The sequence below is a fragment of the Micrococcus sp. APC 4021 genome, assembly GCF_030407635.1.
Classification (GTDB): domain Bacteria; phylum Actinomycetota; class Actinomycetes; order Actinomycetales; family Micrococcaceae; genus Micrococcus; species Micrococcus luteus.
Window position 1 is genome coordinate 1 of record NZ_JASDCZ010000236.1, and the last position, 646, is coordinate 646.

1 protein-coding gene is annotated in these 646 nt (G+C 71.2%); it reads left to right on the forward strand.

What is annotated here, in order from left to right; translation table 11 throughout:
- The first annotated feature begins 83 nt into the window (after positions 1–83).
- A complete protein-coding gene (aroQ, locus tag QL983_RS11375; protein ID WP_036313613.1) occupies positions 84–536 on the forward strand; it encodes a type II 3-dehydroquinate dehydratase in 453 nt (150 codons plus the stop codon).
- Positions 537–646 lie beyond the last annotated feature (110 nt).

The window sequence follows — 646 nt, forward strand, 5'->3', positions numbered from 1 at the left end:
ACGCCCGGAGAGGCCCGCTCGTCTCATCTCAGCCCGTACCCCGTGGCAAGAACCTCATGACCCACAACACCTAGACTGGCCCCATGACCGGCGCCCCCATCCTGCCCCTGCTCGTGCTCAACGGCCCCAACCTGAACCTGCTGGGCACCCGCGAGCCCGAGGTCTACGGCACGGCCACCCTCGACGACGTCCGCGCGCTCACCGAGGCCCGCGCGGCCGAGCACGGGCTGACCGTGGACTTCCGACAGTCCAACCACGAGGGCGAGCTCGTCGACTGGATCCAGGAGGCCCGCACCTCCCACGGGGGTGTCCTCATCAACCCGGCCGCGTACTCGCACACCTCCGTCGCGATCCGCGATGCCCTCGCCGCCGTCGACCGGCCGATCGCCGAGGTGCACATCTCCAACGTCCACCGGCGCGAGGCGTTCCGACACCACTCGCACGTCTCCGCCGTCGCCGACGTCGTGATCGCCGGGGCGGGCGTCCAGGGCTACGCCCTCGCCGTCGACTGGCTCGCCGCGGCTGTGCGCCGCTGAGCGCTGGTCAGGACCCGGCCGGTCGGGCCTAGGTGTTGTGGGTCATGAGGTTCTTGCCACGAGGCGCCGGCTGAGATGAGACGAGTGGGCCCCGCCCCGCAGGATGGAAG

What these genes read in the sequence shown, in the direction of transcription:
- aroQ (WP_036313613.1), top strand. Translation starts at nt 84, where the DNA reads ATGACCGGCGCCCCCATCCTGCCCCTGCTCGTGCTCAACGGCCCCAAC.